21 protein-coding genes are annotated in these 22,160 nt (G+C 73.8%); 5 read left to right on the forward strand and 16 right to left on the reverse strand.

Annotated features, from left to right (window positions below; translation table 11 throughout):
* Positions 1-2: 2 nt before the first annotated feature.
* The 4 genes from E8D34_RS04285 to E8D34_RS04300 form a co-directional block, all read right to left on the reverse strand.
* Positions 3-1,982, reverse strand: coding sequence for an ATP-binding cassette domain-containing protein (locus E8D34_RS04285; RefSeq protein ID WP_136593326.1), 1,980 nt, complete (start codon positions 1,980-1,982; stop codon positions 3-5).
* A 1-nt stretch (position 1,983) separates the two neighbouring features.
* Entirely contained in the window at positions 1,984-3,330 is a 1,347-nt protein-coding gene (locus E8D34_RS04290; RefSeq protein ID WP_136593327.1) for an ABC transporter substrate-binding protein, read from the reverse strand.
* A 154-nt stretch (positions 3,331-3,484) separates the two neighbouring features.
* Positions 3,485-4,033, reverse strand: coding sequence for a hypothetical protein (locus tag E8D34_RS04295; protein ID WP_136593328.1), 549 nt, complete (start codon positions 4,031-4,033; stop codon positions 3,485-3,487).
* Between the two features lie 220 nt (positions 4,034-4,253).
* The gene (locus E8D34_RS04300; RefSeq protein ID WP_136593329.1) at positions 4,254-5,030 is read right to left on the reverse strand and encodes an IclR family transcriptional regulator; all 777 of its coding nucleotides are present in this window, start codon (positions 5,028-5,030) and stop codon (positions 4,254-4,256) included.
* A gap of 179 nt (positions 5,031-5,209) precedes the next feature.
* Here E8D34_RS04300 and E8D34_RS04305 point away from each other — a divergent pair, with 179 nt between their 5' ends.
* Positions 5,210-6,550, forward strand: coding sequence for an aspartate aminotransferase family protein (locus E8D34_RS04305; protein ID WP_240771084.1), 1,341 nt, complete (start codon positions 5,210-5,212; stop codon positions 6,548-6,550).
* Positions 6,551-6,578: 28 nt separating this feature from the next.
* On the forward strand, positions 6,579-7,346 hold the full coding sequence (locus E8D34_RS04310) for an SDR family NAD(P)-dependent oxidoreductase (protein WP_240771085.1): 768 nt from the start codon (positions 6,579-6,581) through the stop codon (positions 7,344-7,346).
* A gap of 45 nt (positions 7,347-7,391) precedes the next feature.
* On the opposite strand, the gene E8D34_RS04315 is transcribed toward E8D34_RS04310, so the two are convergent.
* Positions 7,392-7,877: a hypothetical protein gene (locus E8D34_RS04315; protein WP_136593330.1), complete on the reverse strand. Its 486-nt coding sequence runs from the start codon at positions 7,875-7,877 to the stop codon at positions 7,392-7,394.
* 114 nt (positions 7,878-7,991) lie between these two features.
* Positions 7,992-8,687 (reverse strand): CPBP family intramembrane glutamic endopeptidase, encoded by a 696-nt coding sequence (locus E8D34_RS04320; RefSeq protein ID WP_168929320.1) that lies wholly within the window; start codon positions 8,685-8,687, stop codon positions 7,992-7,994.
* 100 nt (positions 8,688-8,787) lie between these two features.
* On the opposite strand from E8D34_RS04320, the gene E8D34_RS04325 reads away from it, so the two are divergent.
* Positions 8,788-11,241 (forward strand): helix-turn-helix domain-containing protein, encoded by a 2,454-nt coding sequence (locus tag E8D34_RS04325; protein ID WP_168929321.1) that lies wholly within the window; start codon positions 8,788-8,790, stop codon positions 11,239-11,241.
* Here E8D34_RS04325 and E8D34_RS04330 read toward each other — a convergent pair.
* The 4 genes from E8D34_RS04330 to E8D34_RS20675 form a co-directional block, all read right to left on the reverse strand.
* Positions 11,219-11,884 carry a hemerythrin domain-containing protein gene (locus tag E8D34_RS04330; RefSeq protein ID WP_136593333.1) on the reverse strand — a complete coding sequence of 222 codons (666 nt, stop codon included), beginning with the start codon at positions 11,882-11,884 and terminating at the stop codon, positions 11,219-11,221. The genes E8D34_RS04325 and E8D34_RS04330 overlap by 23 nt on opposite strands.
* A 117-nt stretch (positions 11,885-12,001) precedes the next feature.
* Positions 12,002-12,937, reverse strand: a complete 936-nt coding sequence (locus E8D34_RS04335) for a PfkB family carbohydrate kinase (RefSeq protein ID WP_136593334.1) — start codon at positions 12,935-12,937, stop codon at positions 12,002-12,004.
* A gap of 164 nt (positions 12,938-13,101) precedes the next feature.
* Positions 13,102-13,731, reverse strand: a complete 630-nt coding sequence (locus tag E8D34_RS04340) for an SRPBCC family protein (RefSeq protein ID WP_136593335.1) — start codon at positions 13,729-13,731, stop codon at positions 13,102-13,104.
* Positions 13,732-13,875: 144 nt separating this feature from the next.
* Positions 13,876-14,037 carry a hypothetical protein gene (locus E8D34_RS20675; protein WP_168929322.1) on the reverse strand — a complete coding sequence of 54 codons (162 nt, stop codon included), beginning with the start codon at positions 14,035-14,037 and terminating at the stop codon, positions 13,876-13,878.
* Between the two features lie 252 nt (positions 14,038-14,289).
* Between E8D34_RS20675 and E8D34_RS04345 the strand changes: the two genes are divergently transcribed.
* Together E8D34_RS04345 and E8D34_RS04350 are read left to right on the forward strand one after the other, a co-directional pair.
* Entirely contained in the window at positions 14,290-14,493 is a 204-nt protein-coding gene (locus E8D34_RS04345; RefSeq protein WP_136593336.1) for a hypothetical protein, read from the forward strand.
* Positions 14,494-14,545: 52 nt separating this feature from the next.
* A complete protein-coding gene (locus E8D34_RS04350; RefSeq protein WP_136593337.1) occupies positions 14,546-16,153 on the forward strand; it encodes an AMP-binding protein in 1,608 nt (535 codons plus the stop codon).
* A gap of 38 nt (positions 16,154-16,191) precedes the next feature.
* On the opposite strand, the gene E8D34_RS04355 is transcribed toward E8D34_RS04350, so the two are convergent.
* The 6 genes from E8D34_RS04355 to E8D34_RS04380 all read right to left on the reverse strand — a co-directional run bounded on the left by E8D34_RS04355 (position 16,192) and on the right by E8D34_RS04380 (position 22,094).
* Positions 16,192-16,515: an AzlD domain-containing protein gene (locus tag E8D34_RS04355; protein ID WP_136593338.1), complete on the reverse strand. Its 324-nt coding sequence runs from the start codon at positions 16,513-16,515 to the stop codon at positions 16,192-16,194.
* The gene (locus tag E8D34_RS04360; protein WP_136593339.1) at positions 16,512-17,246 is read right to left on the reverse strand and encodes an AzlC family ABC transporter permease; all 735 of its coding nucleotides are present in this window, start codon (positions 17,244-17,246) and stop codon (positions 16,512-16,514) included. Before E8D34_RS04360 ends, E8D34_RS04355 begins: the two co-directional genes overlap by 4 nt.
* Positions 17,243-17,974: a PIG-L family deacetylase gene (locus E8D34_RS04365; protein ID WP_136593340.1), complete on the reverse strand. Its 732-nt coding sequence runs from the start codon at positions 17,972-17,974 to the stop codon at positions 17,243-17,245. The genes E8D34_RS04360 and E8D34_RS04365 overlap by 4 nt, the downstream gene beginning before the upstream one ends.
* Before the next feature lie 32 nt (positions 17,975-18,006).
* Entirely contained in the window at positions 18,007-18,600 is a 594-nt protein-coding gene (locus E8D34_RS04370; RefSeq protein WP_136593341.1) for an OsmC family protein, read from the reverse strand.
* Between the two features lie 95 nt (positions 18,601-18,695).
* Positions 18,696-21,842 (reverse strand): AAA family ATPase, encoded by a 3,147-nt coding sequence (locus E8D34_RS04375; protein WP_136593342.1) that lies wholly within the window; start codon positions 21,840-21,842, stop codon positions 18,696-18,698.
* Between the two features lie 6 nt (positions 21,843-21,848).
* A complete protein-coding gene (locus tag E8D34_RS04380) occupies positions 21,849-22,094 on the reverse strand; it encodes a DUF4242 domain-containing protein (protein WP_136593343.1) in 246 nt (81 codons plus the stop codon).
* Between the last annotated feature and the right edge of the window lie 66 nt (positions 22,095-22,160).

The raw sequence follows: 22,160 nt of genomic DNA on the forward strand, positions 1-22,160 counted from the left end.
GGTCAGGCTCCCGTCGTGGCGTGGGCGTGCATCAGGACATCGGTGACCGGGCTCGGGTCGGACCGCAGCCCGGCGCAGTCGGCCGACAGGGCGATCCGACCGCGGTCGAGCACGTAGGCGCGGTGCGCCAGGTCGAGTGCGACCGGCACCGACTGCTCGACCACGAGGACCGCGGTGCCTCGGGCGTTGATGGTGCGCACCATCGCCGCCAGCTGATCGACCACCGACGGCGCCAGGCCGAGCGAGAACTCGTCGATCATCAGGACCTCGGGGTCCCCGATCAGCCCCTGGGCGACGGCGAGCATCTGGTGCTGGCCGCCGGACAGGGTGGCGGCGACCTGGCGCCGCCGCTGGGCGATCCACGGGAACTCGGCGTAGATCTCCTCCAGCGCCGCCTCGGCGGCAGCATGCTCGCCGGCGATCCGTCGGGCGAACATCCGCAGGTTCTCCTCGACCGTCATCGCCCCGAACACCGCGTGCCCGCCGACGACCAGGCTGACGCCCAGCCGGGCACGGGCCGCGGCGCTGGCCCGGCTGACCTCGACGCCGTGGAAGTCGATGCGCCCGCGGGCGGGCTGCTGGAGGCCCGCGAGCGTGCGGAGCAGGGTGGTCTTGCCGGCGCCGTTGTTGCCGATCAGTGCCACCACCTCGGCGCGCCGGATCTCCAGGTCGACGTCGGTCAGCACGCCGATGCCGCCGAGCGTCACGCTGGCCCGCCGGGCGGCGAGGATCACGTCGCCGCTGGCGCCCGCCGTCGTGGACGCGAGCTCCTCGCGCACCCGCCCGACCTCGTAGGCGTCCGCGGCCACGACGGCGCGCACGTCCGCGGGGAAGGTGATCGTCGGGGCCGGACGGCTCCGCCGCAGCTTCAGCGCGATCGCCACGTGCACCGCGATCAGCACCAGCGACACGGCGAGCAGGATGGTGTGCGCCGGCTCGACGTCGAACGCGAGCTGGCTGAGCAGGTAGGTGAACAGCAGGGCGTAGGAGATGTAGCCGTTGACGGTGCGCAGGTTCCAGCGCGGGTTGGGGAAGCCGAAGATGGAGAACGAGTACACCGCGTGGCAGATCAGCGCCGCGGTCGAGATCCCCTGGACCAGGACGTCGGCCGTGCCGACCCACGTCTCCGCCGTGCCGGTGGTGTGGTCGTGCCACCAGCCGAGCGCGTACGAGCCGGGGAAGACGATCGCCAACGTCACCCCGAGGTAACGGTTCCACCGGGTCGAGCGCCGCTTGCGCTCGGCCCGCTCGTTGTCGTCGCGGCCGCCGGCCGGTCCGAGCAGCGCGGGACCGCCGGCGTGCTGGCGGGCGCCGCGCTTGCGGGCCGCCTTGCGCTCCTCCTCCACCCGGAGCGACTGGAGTCCGGTGAGGACGATGCCGGCCAGCAGCAGGAGCTCACCGGTGTTGCTGAGCACCGGGTTGCTGGCCCAGAAGGCGGCGATCACGAACATCGCGACGGCGCCGAGGAACATCCAGTGGCTGCGACCGTAGCGGGCGATCGCCCCGCCCAGCAGCAGCAGGCAGACGACGGTGACGATCTCCTTGATCGGCGCGCCGCCGGCACTGGTGTGGCCGTAGGAGAGCAGCCCGTTCTTGTACACCGGCGCCAGGTGCAGCTTCACAACGTCGTCGAGCACGCCGAGCATGATCGCGATGTAGACCACGAAGCCCCACCCGGTCGCCGCCTCGCGGCGGCTGAACCGGGCGATCCCGAACCGGGAGGCGCAGGTGAAGGCGAACATCACCAGCAGTGGCGTGCCGAGCGCGTGCCCGGCGTACCGGGGCATGCTGAGGACGTGCAGCACGTCGCCCTCGCCGATGGTCCTGCCGAGTGCCAGGATCGCGTTGTCGTAGACGAGCGCCGCCGTGACCAGGACGGGGATCGCCCAGTCCCAGGAACGGGTACGGCGCAGCGTGCGCAGCGCGATGACGAAGAGCCCCAGCTGGCAGATCGCGACCAGGGCGAGGGCGACGGCCGTCACGTCAGGAACCCGCGGTGAAGGCGAGCTCGTCGTCGCCGTAGACGAACGAGCTGGACTTCGGGTCCCAGGTGAGCACGTGGTAGACGCTCGCCGGGGCGTAGACGTCGCCGCTCAGGTCCGTACCGAGCGACATGGCGGCCTGCCAGTCGGAGTCGGCGGCGTTCTCGGCGACGTTCGCCGCGTTGAGGACGTCACCGTCCTCGCCACCCGCGGCCTGGAGCAGGGTGAGCGCGTCGCAGTACTGGAACGCGGTCGCCGAGCTCGCACGGTCGGTCAGGTCCACGCCGCCCTCGGCGAGGGCGTCCACGCAGGTCTGCTCGGCGTCGTTGGCCGGGAAGTCGTCGTTGCGGACGTCCTTGGGCGGAAGGAAGCCGATGCCGGAGACGTAGTCCATCGATCCCGGCGGGAAGATCTGCGCGTTGTCGGAGAAGAACCCGGGCAGGTCGAACGAGTTCAGCGCGTACGCCGGCGCGAAGCCGGTCTGGCCGCCGAAGAACATGAACTGCGCCGCGGTGTCGGGGTTGCCGAGCACCAGGACCTTCTCGACCTTGTCGCGCTGCATGGTGCCGATCGCGGACTGGATGGAGGCGCCGGTGGCGTCGGTCGGGTCGAAGGTGGCGACGGTGACGGCGTCGATGCCGCCCGCCTCCAGGGCCGGGACCACCCGGTCCTCGACGACCGCGGCCGCGGCGTCGGTCATCTTCTGCGCGATGCCGACCTTGTCACCCGGGGCCAGCCAGCCGCTGGCGACCAGGCCCTCGACCTGGCCCGCCATGGCGGTGCCCCACTCCGGAAGGCTCGGGGTCCACAGGTACGGCGCGCTCTCCTCCAGGTCCGCCGCGGTGACCGGGGCCAGCGTCTGGTCGATCATCATCGTGTCGGCGCCGGCGTAACAGGCACGGGCGGTGCCCTGGTACTGGCCGCGCATGACCACCGCGAAGACCTCGTCGTCACGGGTGAAGGCCTGGCACAGCGCCTCCTCGGTCTGCGGGGAGTCGGTCGAGGTGTCGAACTCCCGGATCACGGGCTCGACGGTGCGGCCGGCGATCCCGCCGTTGGCGTTGACCCAGTCCACGAGGGCGTTGATGGTCTCCTCGGCCGGCGGCTCCTCGGGGGTGACGAAGCCGGAGTTGCCGGCCGTGTCGTCCTTGAGCGCGATGAACCCGATCTTGACGGTGTCGTCGGAGACGCCGGGGCCGGGCTCGCCGGCGTCGACGGCGCTGGGCTCGGAGTCGGAGGCGGTCGAGGAGCAGGCGGCGAGGGTGGAGCCGGCGACCACGAGGGCCGCGGCGGCCAGGCCGCGTCGTACGACGGCGGACCGGGCAGGCAGGAGCGAGCTGCGAATCATCTGAGGTTCCTTTGCTGAGGAGATCGGCCCCCGCGGGCGCTCCGAGCGACCGGACGGCGCGGCGCACAGGTGGCGCACGGGCACGGCGGGTCGGCCGGACGGCGGGGATGGCTACGCGTTGCGGCGCAGCCGACGGCCCACGGGTCGCGGGGCGTCAGCAGGGCAGGGCGCAGCGGGGCGGGGATCTCATTCCGCAGTGATGGGCGATCTCGGTCGGGACGCGGAGCACGTCCACCAGGGAGATCAGGAGCCGGGCAGGCGTCTCCACCACCGGGCTCGGGGTGACCATCCGGACGATGGCGCGGGCGCACCGGCCCGTCACCCGCGCGCCGACCGCGACCATCGCGACGACGGCGGCGAGGGCGAGGGCGAGGGCGTGCTGGAGGAGGAGCCGGCCGAGGTCGGGGGCGCCTGCGCTGCCGCCGGCGCGGTTGACCCACTCGACGCCGATGCCGCTGTAGAGCTCCTGGGCGGCGAAGAGCACCGCGGTGCTGGCCCCGACCGCCCGGAGCGGGTCGCCGGAGGCGCACCAGCCGGCGCCCAGGACTCGGGCGACGACCACCAGCACCGGCACGGCGGCGAGGGAGAGCACGAGCATCCCGGACACGTCGTGGCCGGCCAGCGGGCCTTGGAGCGCGAGCAGCAGGGCGAACATCGCGAGCCCACGGCGCCGCCCACCAGGGTGGCGTAGCGACTGGCTCATCGAGCACTCCCAACGGGGGACGGCGAAGCGATGAACTGGAAAATATATGCTAGACGATCAGTCGTCCAGTGTTTCCCGACGATTCATCGTCAGCCGTGACCGCGCAACCCGCCAGCACGCACCAGCGCCGCGCTCGGAGACCCGACGCAGGCCCCGCTCACGCGGCCCCACCCGGGCGCCGCGTGAGGGCCGTCGCCGATCGACGCTCTCGCCGAGCGGGTCAGCTGGAGCCCTCGTCCTCGATCGTACGGATCGCTCGGGCCGCGTCCTGCAGTGCGGGCAGGACGGCCCGGGCGCGCTCCTCGGACATCCGCATCGCCGGCGCCTGGACCGCGAGGAACAGGTTCGACCGACCCGGGTGCGGGATCGGGACCGCGGCGCAGACCAGGCCCTCCTGGTACTCCTCGAGGTCCAGCGCCCAGCCGCGCTCGCGGGTGGCCAGGAGCTCCTCCTCCAGCGCGTCGAGGTCGGTGATCGTGCGGGGCGTCGAGGCGGCGAGGCGGGCCGGTTCGAGCAGCCGGCGACGCTGGCCCGGGGACATCTGGGACAGGCCCATCTTCCCGCTCGCCGTGCAGTGGATCGGCGCCCGCGCGCCGGCGTCGAGGACGAAGCGGAGCGGGTACGGGCTGTCGACGACGTCGACGTAGAGCACCTCGTTGCCGGAGATCGTGGAGACCGCGCAGGTCTCCCCCAGGTCCTCGACCAGGTCGCGCAGGACCGCGTGCCGGGCGCCGTGCTGGGTGGCGTTGAGCAGCAGCGACTCGGCGAACCTGCGCAACCGGGGCCCCGTGCCGTAGTGCCGCCCGTCGCCCTGGCGGATCAGCAGCCCGGCCCCCTCGAGCTGCTGCAGCATCCGGTGGAGGGTCGGCTTGGGGATCTGGGTCTCGGCCGTGAGGCTCTGCAGCGAGACGAAGGCGTCCTTGGCGACGATCAGCTCCATCAGTGCGAACAGTCGGATCGCCGGACTATCCTCGCCGACCGGGCCACTCTCGCTCATGTTCCGAAGAATAGACGTTTCCGTTCTGTTAATTGAGACGAGCCGCGTTGACGACGCGTCGAGGGCACCCCTAGCGTTCGCCATATTCCGCTCTTTTGATCTTTCCGTCTCAAGAAGTCGAATACTGCGCGCCTTCGGGACGCGACCCCGATCCCTCCAGCATCACGAGGAGCAGCCCCGTGCCCATCCCCCACGACCCCGCCGGCCGCGCCACCTACGAGCTCGACCGTGCCCACGTCTTCCACTCCTGGTCCGCGCAGAAGCACCTGGACCCGATGGTCGTCACCGGCGCGGAGGGGTCCTACCTCTGGGACGCCGACGGCACCCGCTTCCTCGACTTCTCCGGCCAGCTGATCTATACCAACGTCGGCCACCAGCACCCCCGCGTGGTCGAGGCGATCCAGCGGCAGGCCGCGACGCTGTGCACCATCGCGCCGGCGCACGCCAACGACCAGCGCGCCCGGGCCGCGCAGCTGATCGCCGAGCGTGCTCCCGAGGGGATGAACAAGGTCTTCTTCACCAACGGCGGCGCCGACGCGGTCGAGCACGCGGTCCGGATGGCGCGCCTGCACACCGGCCGACGCAAGGTGCTCTCCCAGTTCCGCGGCTACCACGGCGGCACCTACCTGACCATGAACATGTCCGGCGACCACCGCCGCTGGCGCAACGACGACGGAGCCGCCGGCACCGTCCGGTTCTGGGGCCCGTTCCTCTACCGCTCCGCGTTCAACGCCACCACGCCCGAGGAGGAGTGCGAGCGCGCGCTGGCCCACCTCGAGGAGCTGATCCGGTTCGAGGGCCCCGACGCCTTCGCCGCCCTCGTCCTGGAGTCCGTCGTCGGCACCGCCGGCGTGATCCCGCCGCCGCCGGGCTACCTGGCCGGCGTGCGCGAGATCTGCGACCGCTACGGCATCGTCTACATCGCCGACGAGGTGATGGTCGGCTTCGGCCGCACCGGCTCCTGGTTCGCCTTCGAGCAGCACGGCGTCGCCCCCGACCTGATCACCTTCGCCAAGGGCGTCAACTCCGGCTACGTGCCGCTGGGCGGCGTCGTGATCAGCGACCGGGTCGCGGCCACCTTCGACGACGTCGCCTACCCCGGTGGCCTCACCTACTCCGGCCACCCGCTGGCCTGCGCCGCCGCGGTGGCCACCATCGAGGCGATGACCGAGGAGGGCATGGTCGAGAACGCCGCCGCGCTGGGCGGCCTGCTCGGTCCGGCCCTGCGCGAGCTCGCCGAGCGCCACCCCTCGGTCGGCGACGTGCGCGGCGTCGGCGCGTTCTGGGGCCTGGACCTCGTCGTCGACCGCACCACGAAGGAGCCGCTGGCGCCGTACGGCGGCAGCAGCCCGGCGATGCAGGCGACCCTGGCCGAGGCCACCCGCCGCGGCCTGCTCGCCTTCGCCAACTACAACCGGATCCACCTGGCGCCGCCGCTCAACGCGACGGAGGCTGAGATCAAGGAGGGCGTGGCGGCACTCGACCACGCGCTCGCCGTCGCCGACTCCCACACCCGCTGACCACCGCACGAGACCCGAGGACCCCACCGTGACCAGCACCTACCGCCTGCCCACCAGCCCGGACCAGCGCGTCGCCGTCGTCACCGGCGCCAGCAGCGGCATCGGCGAGGCGACCGCCCGCGCGCTCGCCGCCGCCGGCTACCGCGTCGTGCTCGGCGCCCGCCGCGTCGACCTGCTGGAGAGGATCGCCGCCGAGATCGGCGGCGTCGCGCTGGCCCTCGACGTCACCGACGACGCCTCGGTGGCCGCGTTCGCCGACCAGGTCAGCCGCTGCGACCTGCTGGTCAACAACGCCGGCGGCGCGCTCGGCGCCGACTCGGTGGCCGACGCGAACCTCGACGACTGGCAGTGGATGTACGACGTCAACGTGCTCGGCACCGTGCGGATGATCCGCGCGCTGCTGCCCATCCTCGAGGCCTCCGACGATGCGCAGGTGATCAACATCGGCTCGGTCGCGGCGCGCGAGCCCTACCGCGGCGGGGCCGGCTACAACGCCGCCAAGCACGCCGTCGCCGCGCTGACCCGGGTGCTCCGCATCGAGCTCCTCGGCAAGCCGGTTCGGGTCTGCGAGATCGACCCCGGCATGGTGCAGACCGACTTCAGCCTGGTCCGGTTCAAGGGCGACCAGGACAGGGCCGACGCCGTCTACGCCGGCGTCGACCCGTTGCGCGCCGAGGACGTCGCCGACGCCGTCACCTGGGTGGCCACCCGGCCGGCACGGGTCAACATCGACCAGATCCTGATGCTGGCCCGCGACCAGAGCTCCGCCCAGGTGATCCACCGCAGGGAGGCCTGACGCACCGCGCCCTGCGTGAGCCACACGGCCACGCAGGGCGCGGTGCTACGCGTCCAGGGCCGGGCCGGCGGCGATCCCGACCCCTCGCAGCCGCAGCACCGAGAGGTGGCCCGCGATCATCAGCAGCCCGACGTACACGTCGTTCTCGATCCAGCCGAACGTCGTCTGCTGCTCCGGGCCGAACATCGAGGGGTAGACCAGGATCGAGATCGCCAGCAGCACGCCCAGGAACGCGAGCACCACCGCCTGCGCCCACCGGGCCTCCCGGCGGGCCAGCCAGGCGACGCCGAAGGCGGCGGCGTAGAACGCCCAGACGCCCGGGTCGCTGACCTCGAAGCCGGGATCGGCGATCCCCGCGGCCGAGGAGTAGATCGTGTGCGCGACGGAGAGCACGAACGCCGCGGCCAGCACCATCGACACCTGGCGGGCGTAGGTGGTGCGACGGAGGACGGCCACGGGTCGGCGCGGTGCGGTGCGGGCGGACTGGGTGCGTGCGGACTGGGTGCGTGCGGACTGGGCGCGTGCGGACATGGCGGCCTCCTCGGGCGTGGACGGCGGACGCTCCGCCGGCTCGCATCCAGGCTCACGCCGCGCGTCGGGCCGTCCCACCCACAGCGGGACCACACCTGGCCCACAGTGGCGCGCTCACCACAGACCGCCGACCGGCCCGACCAGGAAGAACGCGACGAAGCCGATCGTGTTGTCGAAGCCGTGGGCCAGCACCGGAGCCCAGACGGTCCCCTTCCACCAGCGCAGCCCGCCGAGGACGGCACCGTCGAATCCGGCCGTCACCACGCCGACCGCGCCCTGCTCGGTGTGGATCGCCGCGAAGAGCACCGCGGTGGCCAGGATCGCCGCGGGCATCGCCCATCGAGCGCCGCCGAGGGCCTCGACCGTCCGGGTCAGGAGGTAGCCGCGGAACGCCGCCTCCTCGGCGAAGGCGGCCAGGGTCCAGCTCAGCACCAGGAGCACGGCGAGCAGCGCCAGGTTGCCCTGGAGCTCCGCGAAGCCGCTGGTGTCCTGACGCTCGCCGGTGACGTGCTCGAGCGCGGGGATCACCAGCCCGACGTCGACCAGGGCGAGCACGGCGGCGGCCACCAGCATCTCTCCGGCCAGGCGCCATGGCCGCCCGGGTCGGACCAGCCCCAGTGACGCCGGGCCGGTGCGCCGCAGCGCCAACGACAGCCCGGCCATCGCCAGCAGCACCAGCGACGGGACGAGAAGGTCCAGCAGCACCAGGACTGCCGCGACGCCGACCTCGATGCCGGCCACCGCCCGCGCCGCCCGATGCGGTCGGGCGCCCCTCGGCCGCCGCGTCTGCTGCACGGGTCCCGCGCTCACGTCCCCAGCGTCCGGCATCGCGGCCGTCGCTCCCAGGGCGGATCGCCCCGCGGGTCCGGGACTTCGGACACGACCCCGCCGGCCCGGCTATCGTCGGCGGGTGGACGACAGGCGGGTCGGCGAGCCGTTCGCCGCCGTGCTGCGCCGCTTCCGCGAGGCCCGGTCGCTGACCCAGGAGGAGCTGGCCGAACGGGCCGGCATCACCGTGAAGGCGGTCGGCGCCCTGGAGCGCGGCGAGCGGCGCCGGCCCTACCCGCACACCGTCCGGTCGTTGGCGGACGCACTGGACCTCGGCGACGACGAGCGGGCCGCGCTGGTCGGGTCACTGCCGGCGCGGCCGGACGCCGCCGCTCCGGCACCACCGGCCGAGCGGCACCCCGCCGGGGTCGACGGACCGCGGCCGTCCGGCACGCCGCTCCTCGGCCGGGAGGACGCGGTGGACGGCCTGGTGGCGGTGCTGACCGGCGGCGGCGCCCGGCTGGTCACGCTGACCGGCCCCGGCGGGGTCGGCAAGACCCGGTTGGCGGCCGAGGTGCTGGCTCGGGCCGCGGAGCAGTTCCCCGGTGGCGCCGCCTTCGTCGACCTGGCGCCGGTCCGGGAGCCCGCCCTGGTGATGCCGCGCGTCGCCGAGGCCCTGGGGGTGACCGAGGGCGTCGCCGGCGTCTCGGCCGCAGGCCTGGCCGCGCACCTGTCGGGGCGGCGCGTGCTGGTGGTCCTGGACAACCTCGAGCAGGTGCTGGGCGCCGCCGTGCCGATCGCCGAGCTGGTCGACCGCACCCCCGGCCTGGCGGTGCTCGCCACGAGCAGGGCCCCGTTGCGGGTGCGCGCCGAGCGGGAGGAGCCGGTGCCTCCGCTGGCGCTGCCCCCGGGCGACGCCCTCGACGACCCCGGCGCCGTCGCCGCCTCGCCCGCGGTGGCGATGTTCCTGGACCGCGCCGCGGCGGCGGGTGCCGCGCTGGAGGTCACCGCGGAGAACGCAGCGGCGCTCGGCGCGATCGCGTCCCGGCTCGAAGGGATCCCGCTGGCCCTGGAGCTGGCGGCCGCCCGCGCGCGGCTGCTGCCGCCCGAGGCCCTGCTCGCGCGGCTTGACTCCCGCGGACTCGAGGCCGGGCCCGGGCCGCGGGACCTGCCGGACCGCCAGCGCACGATGACCGCGGTGCTGGACTGGAGCGCCGACCTGCTGGGGCCCGGCGAGGCGGGGCTGCTGGCGCGGCTCGCGGTCTTCTCCGGCGGTTTCTCCCTCGACGCCGTCGAGGCCCTCGACCCGCCCGGCTCGCCCGGTTCCCACGGCGATCCGTTCGCCGCGCTCGCGACGCTGGTCGAGCAGTCCCTGGTGACGCCGGTGCCACCGCCGGACGGGCAGCCACGGTTCCGGCTGCTGGAACCGGTCCGGCAGTACGCCGCGGCCCGCTTGCACGCCTCCGGCGCCGCGGTGGCCACCGCCGACGCGCACGCCGTGTGGCAGCGGGAGGCCGCGATCACGGCCGGCATCCGGCTCCAGCAGCCCCGGATCGGGTCCGTCCTGGACCGGCTCGAGGGAGACCACGCCAACCTGCGCTCGGCGTACCTGCGACTTCTCGAGCTCGACCGTCCCGGGGACGCGGCCGAGATCGCCGGATCGGTCTGGCTGTACCTCGCGCTGCGCGGCCGGGCACGAGAGGGACTGGCCTGGCTCGACCGCGCCAGCGGCCCGATGTCGGACGTCGCCCGGTGCCGCGCCGCCGTGGGCCGGATGGGGCTGCTGCTGGTGGTCGGGGACGTCGCCGAGATCAGGCGCGTGGCCGACGGCCTGCCGCCGACCGTGGCCCGGGCCGGCGGGCCGCTGCTGGAGCTGGAGTACCGGATGCTCGCCGGGCTCGCCTCGGTCTTCGTGGGCGACCTCGCCGAGGCCCGCCGCCTGCTCGACCTCGTGCTGGGGGCAGATCCCGGCGTGGACGCCGCGTGGGTGGCCGCGCACGCGCTGCTCGGCCACGGCCAGCTGGCGCTGGTGGCCGGCGACCTCGACCTCGCCGAGGCCACGCTGGCCGAGGCCGTGGGTGCGGCGCGCACGCTGGGCAACGAGTTCACGCTGGCCACGGCGCTGAACACGGCGGTGTCGGTGCACGAGGTGCGCGGCGGCGCCGACGACGAGGTGGCCGCGGCCGCCCTGCTCGGTGAGGCGCTCGATCTGTCCCTGCGGCTCCGGATGAGCTGGACGCTGGGCTACGCCGTCCCGGCGATCGCCGGGCTCGCCGCGCGCGCCGGCGATCCCGGGTCGGCCGCCACCCTGTACGGCGCCACCGCCCGGCTGGACGCGTCCGACGCGGTCAACCCGCACTTCCCGCCGTCGCGGGCCACCGCCGCCTCGGGGTTGGTGGCGGCGCGGGACGCCCTCGGCGAGGCGGAGTTCCTGGCCGGGTGGGAGCGCGGCCGCGCGGCGACGCCCCAGGACGTCGCCGCGCTGGCCCGGCGGGTGGTGGCGGAGGTCGGGGGCGGGGCCGGCGGGGCCGGCGGGGCCGGCGGGGCCGGCGGGGCCGGCGGGGCTCGCGGGGTCAGCGGCCGCGCAGCGCCGTGACGTAGCGGCGGTACTGCCAGGCGCCGATGGTGCGCAGGAAGAGTCGCACCGGGGCCGGCAGGTGGCTGACCATCAGCCGCCGCTCGGCGGCGTCGCACTCCTCCAGCACCGCGCCGAAGAGCAGCGGCAGCTGCCGCTTGGTCATCTTCTCGACGCCGTGGTCGCCCATGCTCGCCCACTCCGCGGCCGTCACGTGGTGCAGGCACAGCGGCAGGATCTCCCGTTCCTCCAGGTCCAGGTGCTCCACGAGCGCGGCGGTGAAGCGCTCGATCAGCGCGGCGAGCTCCTCCCCGGCCTCGACCGTCGGCCCCCGCTCCCAGGCCGCCAGCAGCGGGCCGACCTGGTCGGCGTACCCGTCGACGGCGTGGTGCTGCGCCTGCATGGTCTCCACCAGCCCGGTGGACGGCGCGGCGCGTTCCAGCAGGAGCGGCCAGAGCACGACGTCCTCGCCGGTGTGGTGCATCTCCAGGCCGCCCATCACCAGCCGGAGGTGGTCGGCGACCAGCGCGGCGCGAGCGGTGTCGCCAGGCGCGACCTCGCGGACGTAGGCCGGCGAGGCGCCGAACTCGCGCCGGAAGGCTCGGTGGACGACGACCATCTCCCGGATGTCGGGGCGCTCGGCGGTGGGGGTGGTGGCGGTCATGGTCTGCTCCTCGGCGGTCGGTGATGGATGCCTCCACCGTCGGCCGCCGCGACGGGACAGCCCACCCACACCGGCCCCACACCGGGCCCACGCTCGGTGAGGGACGGCGGACGCGAGTCAGCCGGGCGGCCGTACCGCCGCGGCGAGCTCCCGCGCGAGGGCGGCGACCTCGTCGCGGTCCGGGAGGGCGAGGCCGACCCGGCTCACCGACAGCGAGGAGGCCGCATTGGCGAACCGCGCCGCCTCGTCCCAGTCGCCACCCTCCAGCCGGCGGACCGCGAGCGCGGCCATGAAGACGTCGCCCGCGCCGGTCTCGTCGACCGCCTCGACCCGGGCCGTCGGGACCTCGCGCAGGCCGTCGTCGTCGAGCAGGAGCGCCCCGTCCTCGGAGGCCTTGAGCAGCACCCGGCGGGCCCCGGCGGCGCGCAGCTCGGCGGCGGCCGACCGTGTCCACAGCCGCGAGCTGTGGATGCGGCCGGTGAGCTGCGCGGCCTCGTCGAGGTCGGGGGTGATCACGTCGGCCGCGAGCAGGTGGTCGCGGCGGACCCGGTCCGGCGGTGTCGGGTCCAGGTAGAGCGGCACGCCGCGCGCGGCCGTCGCGGCCGCCAGCGCCGACAGCGTCTCCGGCGGCACCTCGGCCTGGGCGACGACGACGTCGGCCACCGTCAGGCCGGCGACGTGAGGGGCGACGTCCGCCCAGGTGAGGAGCTCGTTGGCGCCCGGGGAGAAGACCAGGGAGCGGTGCTTGCCGCGCTCGAGCTCGATCGCCACGAAGCCGGTGTGCTCGTCGGCGGTGGTGGTCACCCCGGAGACGTCGATCCCGTCCCCGGCCGAGGCCTCGAGGCAGTGCTGGCCGAAGTCGTCGTCGCCGACCCGCGCCACCAGCGTGACCTCGGCCCCCAGTCGGGCCGCGGCCCGCGCCACGTTGCCCGCCTTGCCGCCGGGCTGCGCCAGGTGCCCCTCCGCCACCAGCGGCGCCTGCCCGCCGGACTCGCGCAGGCCGAACAGGTGGATGTCCATGTTCAGCCCGCCGACCACGACCAGTCGACCCACGTCGTACTCCTCTGTGCACGGTCCTGCCCGCCCCACCTCGTGGGTAGCACGGCGCGCGGGCGCCGGCCAGGGCCGAGGGTCCCTGCCGCGGCGTGCCCGCTCACCTGCCGGTGTTCGTCGGCGACAGCGGTGGCCAGGCCGAGATCAGGTGTCATCCGTCCACGTCAGCGGGGGCGACTGCTCGCCAGCCTCTCGGCCCTCGCGCCAATCTCCTTGAGCATCCTGCGCTCCATCACCAAGGAGCCCGGTTCCATGGGGACCATGCCGCACCGATCGATCCACCGGGGCAACCGGAAGCGGTTGCGGCTGATCAGCCGGGTACGGCCCGCGCCGTCGTCGCGGATCGCGAAGGCCCACGACCAGTTCCCGTCCGAGGATCGCCACGCGATGGCATGGGGCGGATCGACCAGCTCGAGGACCATCCGGTTGCCACCGAACTCGATCACCTCTCCCGGCTCCGGCTGTTGGTACTGCTCGAGGATGTGGTCGACGCTGTGCATGCCCAACCCGAACAGGTTCTCGATCCAGTCGTAGGTGTAGGCGCCGCCGCGAGGCGACGGCCCCATCTGGGCGAGCCAGGGGAAGACGTCCGACGGTCGTGCGGCCACGCTGACCGCCCGCGTGGTCTGGCCGTCGGGGTCGACGACGAGGTCGTCCCCGGGAAGCCGCGCGCCGACCTCGTCGGGTCTCGCGCCCCAGCTCAGGACCCTCTGTCGCAGGAACACGCGGTAGCAGAGGGCCGCGCCGACGACGGACAGGGCGACCGCACCCGAGACCGATCGACCGATGCGCACACACCCATGGTCTCCGCCTCGCCCCGCCCATGCCACGGACGGAGGACCGCCCCGGAAGGGACGTGAGTCACCCGTGGGGACCACGCGTGCCTCCGGCTGCGCGCAACCGGACGGCGCGTGGTCGGCCTCCACCCGGGAGGCGGCCTACCGACCGGGCCCCCAGCCGCCGCCACCCCAGCCGCCGCCCCGCTCCCGGTACCTGCGCGAGAGCCTGCCGTCGGGGCCGTGGTCCGGACGACCTGCGCTCCACCAGATCAGGGCCAGCAGCACGCCGACCGCGAGCACCACCACGATCAGCCTGATCATGCGTCCCCCATCCTGAACGTGTGCCGCGCGCGACGCGCCGACGGGCCGACCCGCGACACGGCGCCGAGCCCCGTGGCCCGACGGCGTTCGCAGTCTGCCGGAACCGGCGCCAGCGCGTCCTGAGGACGCGCCAGATCCTCGACGGCGACGACGACCGTCACGAGCGGCAGCCCGGCCGCGTCGTGCCACCGCACGGGGCTGTTCGCAGGGGCTGTTCGCACGGGCTGATCGCACGGGCCTACCCTTGCCGCGATGAACGAGTCGGACCCTGAGAACCGTTACGGCAGCCCGAGCGTCGCGGCGAAGGCCCTCGGCGCGCTGGTCGCGCTGACCATGATCGTCCTCGGCGGCCTGTGGGCCTTCGCGGGCTCGGGTGCGGCCCAGACGATCGGTCCGATCCTGGCGGGCCTGGGCGTCGCACTGGGCTACGTCGTGCTGATCCAGAAGCGCCACTGACACACCCGCGGCGGCCATTGACAGCCACCACCGGGCGGCAGAGTGTTCGGGAATGGAGTCCTACGCCGCCGGAGACACCCACCCGCCGCTGCTCGAGGAGACCATCGGCGCCAACCTCGAGCGCACCGTCGCCGCCCATCCCGACCGCGAGGCGCTGGTCGAGGTCGCGACCGGACGACGTTGGACGTGGGCCGAGCTGGACCGGGCGGTCGACGGCCTGGCGATCGGCCTGATCCGGGCCGGGATCACCCAGGGCGACCGGGTCGGGATCTGGTCCCCGAACTGCGCCGAGTGGACGATCACCCAGTACGCGACCGCGAAGATCGGCGCGATCCTGGTCACCATCAACCCCGCCTACCGGACCCACGAGCTGGCCTATGCGCTCACCCAGTCGGGCACCCGGCTGCTCATCTCGGCCACGGAGTTCAAGACCAGCGACTACCGGGCGATGGTCGAGGAGGTCGTCGACGACACCCCGGTCGAACGGGTGCTCTACCTCGGCTCCCCCGAGTGGGCCGACCACAACGTCTCCGACCCCGGCGTGACCCTGGCGGACGTGATGACCTGGTCCCTGGCGCCGGAGGACCCGATCAACATCCAGTACACCTCGGGCACCACCGGCTACCCCAAGGGCGCCACGCTCAGCCACCGCAACATCCTCAACAACGGCTACGTCACCACCGAGCTGATCGGCTTCACCGAGCAGGACAGGCTCTGCATCCCGGTGCCCTTCTACCACTGCTTCGGGATGGTGATGGGCAACCTCGGCTGCACCACCCACGGCGCCACGATGGTGATCCCGGCGCCCGGCTTCGACCCCGAGACCACGCTGCGCACCATCGCCGCCGAGCGGTGCACCGCCGTGTACGGCGTACCGACGATGTTCATCGCGATGCAGAGCCACCCGACCTTCGCCGAGCACGACCTGTCCAGCCTGCGCACCGGGATCATGGCCGGCTCGATCTGCCCGGTGGAGGTGATGAAGCGCTGCATCGACGACATGCACCTGGCCGAGGTCGCCATCGCCTACGGGATGACCGAGACCTCGCCGGTCTCCTGCCAGACCCGCGTCGACGACGACCTGGAGCGGCGCACCGCGACCATCGGCCGCGTCCACCCGCACGTGGAGATCAAGGTCGTCGACCCGGTGACCGGCGAGGCCGTCGAGCGCGGCGAGACCGGCGAGTTCTGCACCCGCGGGTACTCGGTGATGCTCGGCTACTGGAACGACCCGGAGAAGACGGCCGAGGCGATCGACGCCGACGGCTGGATGCACACCGGCGACCTCGCGGTGATGCGGGAGGACGGCTACTGCACCATCGTCGGCCGGATCAAGGACATGGTGATCCGCGGCGGGGAGAACATCTACCCCCGCGAGATCGAGGAGTTCCTCTACGCCCACCCCGACGTCGAGGACGTCCAGGTGATCGGCGTCCCCGACGAGAAGTACGGCGAGGAGCTGTGCGCCTGGATCCGGATGCGGGCCGGGGCCGAGCCGTTGGACGCCGACGCGGTCCGCGCCTACGCCAGCGGGCGGCTCGCGCACTACAAGATCCCCCGCTACGTGCTGGTGGTCGAGGAGTTCCCGATGACGGTCACCGGCAAGGTCCGCAAGGTGCAGATGCGCGAGGAGTCGGCGCGGACCCTCGGGCTGACCTGAGGCCGGATCGACCGGGCTGAGCCCCGTCGGGAAGGGGCTCAGGCGAGCCCGACGAACAGGGCCAGCCCGTTGACGGCCAGGCCGGCGACGAGGCCGATGCCGACGTTCCTCGTGCGTCGTACGACGGCGAAGGCGACCGCCACGGCGACCACCGCGCCCACCGGGGGCAGCGTCGGCTCGCCGTGCACCAGGACGACGCCGGAGGCGATCATCGCGGCCAGCACGGCCGGGGTGACCAGCGAGGTGAGCTCGAGGAAACGCTCGGACTCGACCAGCCGACCGCCGGCGACGGTCATCCAGACCCGCAACAGGTAGGTGACGAGCGCGGCGAGGGCGAAGGTCACCAGGACCGTCGTGGTCATCGCGCCCACCCCTTCCCGGCTCGGGCCGCGACGGCGACCCCGAGCCCGACGGCGACCGGCAGCGTGGCCGCCCCCAGCCAGCCGGAGCCGGCCAGGATGCCGGCCCCGGCGACCACCGCGGCGATCCGCGCCGGCGCCTTGTCGAGGTTGTTGGCGAGCATGCCGGCGAAGACCAGCGGCGCGGCCAGGTGCAGCCCGAGCTCCTCCGGCAGCCGCGCACCCGCCGCGTAGGCGACCAGCTGGCTGCCGAGGAAGATCGCGGCGAGCATCGCGGTGGCGGTCAGGTAGTACCGCTGCCGCCAGCCCAGCGCGACGCCGGGACCGAAGCGCTGCTGGCCGAGCAGGAACGTCTGGTCGACCAGGGGGAAGACCAGCAGCATCCGGCGCAGCAGCGGCGCCTCGGAGAACCAGCGGGCGGCGCCCGCGCCGTAGTAGACGAAGCGGAGGTTGACCAGCGCGGTCACCAGGACCACCCCGGCGATGCCGTCGCCACGGCCGAAGGACTCGACGACCGCCAGCTGGGCGGCGCCGGCCAGCAGCACCACCGCGCCGAACATCGCCTCGGCGACCGACAGCCCGGCGGCCATGCTGGCCGTGCCGAGCGCCAGTCCGAACGGCACCAGCGCCGCGGCGAACGGCCAGGTGTCCTTCACCGCCTGACGCACCGGGCTCGCCGGCGGCGCCAGGTCAGCCGGTACGGCGGCGGGCGCCGCGACCGCGGAGGTGGTCATGACGCACCGACCAGGGCGGCGCGCCGGAACGCCTCCTGCGCGATCCAGCGGCGGTAGACCGGCTCCCCCATCGCCGCGGCGACCACGTCGCTCTGGCTGGCGTGACCGCCCAGCGCGGCGCGCTTGCGGTTGAGCTCGGCGGGGGTCAGGTCGAGCACGGCGGCGATCTCGTCCTCCGGTACGCCGGTGGGCTCCTCGGTCATCCAGATGCCGAGCTCGTCGTGCAGGACGCGCCACTCGTCCAGCCAGGCGTCGGTCTTGGCCGCCTGCCAGAGCTCGCCGTGCCCCCAGGCGCGCCACGCGTCGGCGGCCAGCCGACCGGCGGTGACGTGGTCGTCGTGGCCGGTGATCCCGTCGGGCCCGAAGGTGACGACCACGTCGGGCCGCACCTCCCGGGCGATCTCGACGAGGCGGTCGACCACCCCGGCGGCCGGCACCTCGGAGAGGCTGCCGTCGGGGTGGCCGAGGAAGCGGATGTCGGTGACGCCGATGGCCGCCATCGCCGTTCCGAGCTCGGCGCGCCGCAGCGCGCGGCGCTCCGCGAGGGTGCGGGGGTCGTCGTCCCCGAACCCCGCCTCGCCGTCCGTGAGCGCCACGACGGTCACCCGACCGCCGGCCTGCAGCGTGCGCTGCATCAGGCCGGCCGACAGGTAGGACTCGTCGTCGGGGTGCGCCCACAGGCCGAGGAGGCTGCGCGGCGGGTGCGCGGAGTGGTGGTGGCGGGTCATCGGTTCGCTCCTTGTGTGAGTGTGGACCCGGCTCAGGCCTCGACGCGACCGACGACCACCTGGGTCGGGCCGGTGAGCATGTCGAAGACGGCGGAGTACTTGGTCGCCGACGCGATGAGGGCGTCGATCTGGTCCTGGTCGGCGTCCGCCTGGACGTCGAAGGCGACCTCGATGCGGCTGAAGCCCTTGCGCACGTCGGGGTCGACGCCGAGCACGCCGCGCACGTCGATCTCGCCCGTGACGGTGGAGGTCACGCTGTGCAGCGCGATGCCGCGGGCGGCGGCGCCGGTGGCGACGCCGGCCGTGATGCAGGAGGCCAGCGCGTGCAGCACGTACTCCTGCGGGGTCGGGCCGTAGCCGTGGCCCAGGGTCGGGTGGTCGCTGGTGAACCGGAACTCCTCGACGTGCTGCTGGTCGGCGCCGATGCCGTACCACTCGTGGATGCTCGAGGTGCTCGCGGTGCCGTCGACCCACGCGTTGCGGGCCGTGAACCGGAACGCCGCGAGGTCGCCGTTGTCGGTGAACTTGGCGATCGCGCCGAACATCTTCGCGGTCGGGACGCCGTTGGTCTCCCCCTCGCGCTGCGGTCGGGCGCTGGTGATCTCGGTGCTCTGGATGGCGGTCATGGTGGTCTCCCTGTGTCGGTGGCGCCCCGGGCGGGATGCCGATGACCACCACACTCCCGAAGCCGGGACGACCAGCCTTGGAGACGATCTGCAGATCAGGTGGAGGGCCCCTGGAGGAGCTCTTCACGCGCCACCCGGGTCAGCCGGGCCAGGCCGGACGCCTCCGCCTCCAGGGCGACCACCCGGAGCATCGCGTCGGCCTCGGCGTCGTGCCCCTGGGCGCGGCGCACCCGGGAGAGCCAGAACCGGCTGTCGTTCGCGAAGAGCACCGACCCGCCGTCGGCGTCGCCCTCGAGCGCGGCACCGAGCTGCTGCTCGGCGGCCTTCAGGTCGCCGAGGGTGAGGGACAGCATGCCGAGGTAGCGGTCGGCGCGGCCGAAGCAGACCTGCCCCGACCCGGTGGTGATGTTGCTGCCCGCCAGCGGGCCCAGGCGCTCCCGCAGCACGCGGCAGGCCTCCCGGTCACCGATGCGGACCACGGCCTCGACCAGGAAGACCATCACCGTGGACCACATGGCGTCGCGGGGCAGGTCGAAGCCGGTCTCGCGCAGCTCCGCGAGCACGATGGCCGCGTCCTCGGTGGCCCCGGTCTCCGCGAGCAACCAGGCCAGCCCGGGCGTCCAGAGCGAGTCGCCCCGGGTGCGGGCCAGCACGGTGCGGATCATCGGCATCAGGATCGCCAGCCGGTCCTGCTCGCGCCGGATCAGGAACATCCGCAGCCCGTAGGTGCCGGTGCCGTCCTCGTCCGGGAGCCGGTCCGCCAGCGTCAGGCAGCGCTCGGTGAGCCGTTCGCTCGCCTCCAAGTCGCCGGCGTAGAACGCCTCCATCGCCTCCTGGTTGGCGCGGACCAGCTCCCAGAAGGTGGACCGGTACCGGCGCTGCAGCTCGGCCATGGTGCCGACCAGCCGGCGCACCGCGGCGAAGTCGCCGCTCAGCGTGCCGAACATGATCCGGTCGTGCAGCGCGTGCAGCGCGATGTCGCCGTCCTCGATGTCGCGCTCCAGCTCGGCCAGGCGCTCGATCATCGGCCGCGCCTCCTCCAGGTCCCGGTGCAGCACCACGTGACCGAGGTAGACCCCGAGCACGTTCGCCTCCAGGGTGGGCGAGCCCATCTCGGTGGCGAGCCGCAGCGCTCCTGCGAACGCGGCCTCGGCCTCCTCCGGGCGGCCCGACATCGCCAGGGCGCGGAGCCGCCCCACGGCCAGCCGCGCCCGCAGGTCCGGCTCGGTGGGGACCTCCTCCCCCGCCGCGACCGCCTCGTCGAGCAGGGCTGCCGCCTCCTCCAGGTACTCCAGCGAGCGCTCGCCGGCCAGCCCGGGGCGCCAGCGGGCATCCTCGTACCGCAGGGCGGCCTCGACCTTCGTGGTCACGTCGTCGGTGTCGCGGGCCAGCACGATGGCCTCCCCGAAGATCCGGGCGGCGGGCATGTTCCGGCCGGCCCGGTGCTCGGCGTTCCCGGCGGCCAGCGCCAGCACCGCCTGGCTGCCCGCGTCCGCGTCGCCGGCCAGCTGCCGCGCCTCGTGGAGCAGGTCGGCGGCCTCACGGAAGGAGAGCCGGTCGCAGGCGACCTCGGCCGCCCGCATCAGCCGTTCGACCGCCACCGGTCGCAGCGACCGGTCGACCCGCGCGGCCTCGGCCGTGTGGTAGGCCAGCTCGGGCAGCCGCAGCGGATCGGCGCCGAACACCTCGGCCAGCGCCTCGGCCATCCGCCGGTGCATCCGCGCCCGGCGGGCCGAGCTGAGCTGGTCGCGCAGGCTGGAGCGGACCAGCGCGTGGGTGAACCGGAACCTCTCGACGCCGATGTCCTCCAGGAGCCGCGCGGCGCAGGCCGCCTCGAGCTCGTCGAGCAGGTCCAGCTCGTCACGCCCGTGCGCCGCGGCGGCCACCGAGAGCTCGAACTCCAGCCCCAGCACCGACATCATCCGCAGGGTGTCCTGAACCTCGGGGGGCAGGGTGTTCAGGCGCCGCCGTACCGCGCCCTCGATCTGCGCCTCGCCCGAGACCGGGTCGACGGCGTGCAGGAACAGCGGGTTCCCGGCGGTCTGGCGCATCACCTCGGCCATGTCGAGCCCCTCGGCGGCGACCAGCCGGGCGGCGTCCTCCTCGTCGAGCCCGGCGAGCGCCAGGACCGCGGTCCGGGGCCGGCCCTGGGCCGTCGCCATCAGGTCCGCGACGCGGTCGCTGGCGTCCGGGGCGGTGTCGCGGGCGGTGAGGACCAGGGTCACCCGGGCGTGGCCGGGGCGCTGCTGCAGGTGGGCGAGCAGCTGCAGCGTCGACGGCGCGGCCCAGTGGACGTCGTCGATCACGATCACCACCGGGCGCACCTCGGCGCAGCGCGTCAGCCAACCCGCGAGCGCCTCGAACAGCTGGAAGCGCCGCCCCTCGTCGTCGACCTTCGCGGTGCCCGCCCCCGGCCCGTGCTGCGCTCCGCCGGCCGAGACGGGCAGCAGGTGCGCCAGCGCGTCGGGGAGGGAGGGCAGCGCCGGGTCGCCGACGAGCTGGGTGAGCACCTCGACGAAGGGCTGGTAGGGCACGCGCAGGTCCTCGCTGTTGCGCCCGAAGGCGATGCGGTGCCCGCGTGCGTGGGCGCCGGCCGCCAGCTCGGCGGCGAGCCGGCTCTTGCCCATCCCGGGCTCCCCGAGGATCCACACCCACCCGATCGGGGCGTCGGGCTCGGGAGCGTCGATGATCGACGCCCCGCGGCGCAGCTCCTCGACGCGACCGCAGAACGGCCGACGCGCATCCATCCGCAGCTCGTCCGGCAGGGCGGTCACGGACCTGTCGCCGTCCGGCGCCGCGGCGCGCCTCGTCGCGGCGGCCACCTCGGTGTCGGCGGTGTCGGCGGTGCCGGCGGTGTCGGTCGCGTCGCCGGGCTCGGGCGCGTCCGGCGCGGTCGCGGCCGGCTCGGACACCGGTGCCGCCGGGTCGGGCCCCACCTCGACCGGGGCCACGAACCGGTAGCCGCGACCGTGCACGGTCTTGATCGCCCACTGCCGTACGCCGTCGTCGTCGACCGCGCGCCGCGCCTGCTTGATCCGCGTGGTCAGCGCCGACTCGGAGACGAACCTGTTGCCCCAGACGTTCTCCAGCAGCTCGTCCTTGGTGACCAGCCGGTCGCCCTGCTGGACCAGGTACTGGAGCACGCCGAAGACCTGCGGCTCGACCTCACGGACCCCGTCGGGTCCGGTCACCTCGACGGTGTCGGAGTCGAGGACGAACGCACCGAACCCGTACCGCGGCACGGCTGCTCAGCGAACGAACTCGTCGACCTGGATGATCGTGTCGGCAGGAAGCCCGAGGTCGGCGGCGTGACGCCGCAGCACCTCGACGTTGTCGGCCTCGTAGAGGCAGTACGTCTTCTTCTTGTCCGCCGACAGGAACGAGGTCAACCACTTGATCTCGCGCTCGAGGTTGTACTCCTCGATCAGGCGCACGGTCTCGTTGTCGAGATCGAGCTCATCGGCGAACTCGCGCTCGACCATGAAAATCGGCATATCAGCCTCCTGGGTCGCTGCGCCCCACCACAACCCCCCTAGTGTGACACAGGCGACATGTCAACG

It is taken from the genome of Nocardioides sp. GY 10113, from assembly GCF_004919105.1.
Classification (GTDB): Bacteria; Actinomycetota; Actinomycetes; order Propionibacteriales; family Nocardioidaceae; genus Nocardioides.

Excerpts from the sequence above, each read along its gene's own strand:
- E8D34_RS04290 (WP_136593327.1), bottom strand. The coding sequence starts at position 3,330 with ATGATTCGCAGCTCGCTCCTGCCTGCCCGGTCCGCCGTCGTACGACGC.
- E8D34_RS04295 (WP_136593328.1), bottom strand. The coding sequence starts at position 4,033 with ATGAGCCAGTCGCTACGCCACCCTGGTGGGCGGCGCCGTGGGCTCGCG.
- E8D34_RS04300 (WP_136593329.1), bottom strand. The coding sequence starts at position 5,030 with ATGAGCGAGAGTGGCCCGGTCGGCGAGGATAGTCCGGCGATCCGACTG.
- E8D34_RS04315 (WP_136593330.1), bottom strand. The coding sequence starts at position 7,877 with ATGTCCGCACGCGCCCAGTCCGCACGCACCCAGTCCGCACGCACCCAG.
- E8D34_RS04330 (WP_136593333.1), bottom strand. The coding sequence starts at position 11,884 with ATGACCGCCACCACCCCCACCGCCGAGCGCCCCGACATCCGGGAGATG.
- E8D34_RS20675 (WP_168929322.1), bottom strand. The coding sequence starts at position 14,037 with ATGATCAGGCTGATCGTGGTGGTGCTCGCGGTCGGCGTGCTGCTGGCC.
- E8D34_RS04345 (WP_136593336.1), top strand. The coding sequence starts at position 14,290 with ATGAACGAGTCGGACCCTGAGAACCGTTACGGCAGCCCGAGCGTCGCG.
- E8D34_RS04350 (WP_136593337.1), top strand. The coding sequence starts at position 14,546 with ATGGAGTCCTACGCCGCCGGAGACACCCACCCGCCGCTGCTCGAGGAG.
- E8D34_RS04355 (WP_136593338.1), bottom strand. The coding sequence starts at position 16,515 with ATGACCACGACGGTCCTGGTGACCTTCGCCCTCGCCGCGCTCGTCACC.
- E8D34_RS04360 (WP_136593339.1), bottom strand. The coding sequence starts at position 17,246 with ATGACCACCTCCGCGGTCGCGGCGCCCGCCGCCGTACCGGCTGACCTG.
- E8D34_RS04365 (WP_136593340.1), bottom strand. The coding sequence starts at position 17,974 with ATGACCCGCCACCACCACTCCGCGCACCCGCCGCGCAGCCTCCTCGGC.
- E8D34_RS04370 (WP_136593341.1), bottom strand. The coding sequence starts at position 18,600 with ATGACCGCCATCCAGAGCACCGAGATCACCAGCGCCCGACCGCAGCGC.
- E8D34_RS04380 (WP_136593343.1), bottom strand. The coding sequence starts at position 22,094 with ATGCCGATTTTCATGGTCGAGCGCGAGTTCGCCGATGAGCTCGATCTC.